Genomic DNA, 255 nt, shown 5'->3' on the forward strand with positions numbered 1-255 from the left:
TGCTCACCGGGGCCTCGGTGCTGCCCGAGAGGTCCGTGTAGCTGGCGGTGGCCCGTATGAAGCTGCCGACCTGAGCCTGGCCGAGGACCAGCGTGCTCGCGGTCGCGCCACTGATGTTGCTCCACGAGTTGCCGTTCGCACTCTGCTGCCACTGATAGGAGACGGTGCCCGGCACTCCGTCCGCATCGCTCACGGTCGCGGTCAAGGTCTGGTTCTGCGTCGGCGTCCCGCTGACGCTTACCACACCGGGGCGGT

The 255-nt window shown here is 68.2% G+C and carries 1 protein-coding gene; it reads right to left on the reverse strand.

Going from position 1 to position 255, the window contains the following annotated elements:
* Positions 1 to 255, reverse strand: a 255-nt coding sequence (locus I6F31_RS36310; protein WP_225187073.1) for a hypothetical protein, incomplete at both ends; no start/stop codon positions are given.

Source organism: Bradyrhizobium sp. NBAIM01 (assembly GCF_020194115.1).
Taxonomy (GTDB): Bacteria; Pseudomonadota; Alphaproteobacteria; order Rhizobiales; family Xanthobacteraceae; genus Bradyrhizobium; species Bradyrhizobium yuanmingense.